Here is a 219-nt window from a genome sequence, read left to right on the forward strand (position 1 = left end):
ATCTTGCCGCCCCCGCGCTATACAGAGCGGTGGCGTGATCGAGATGAACGTGTGAGAGCATGTTGACTGTCTCGACCAGCCGTTCCTGCGTTGCCTGAGCAAAAGAGGTAACCGATTCGCCAATGCGCTGCGCATGCAGTTTTTCACGCTCAACCACGATCTGGCTGGAAAGGGCGATACCGATGGCTCCGCCTATGTTGCGCACCATCGAAAAAAGCC

Annotated in this window: 1 pseudogene; it reads right to left on the bottom strand. The window is 56.6% G+C overall.

Going from position 1 to position 219, the window contains the following annotated elements:
- A pseudogene (locus EOC06_RS39670) lies at positions 1-219 on the bottom strand (EmrB/QacA family drug resistance transporter); the annotation flags it as partial.

The organism is Mesorhizobium sp. M7A.F.Ca.MR.362.00.0.0 (assembly GCF_004023175.1).
Classification (GTDB): domain Bacteria; phylum Pseudomonadota; class Alphaproteobacteria; order Rhizobiales; family Rhizobiaceae; genus Mesorhizobium.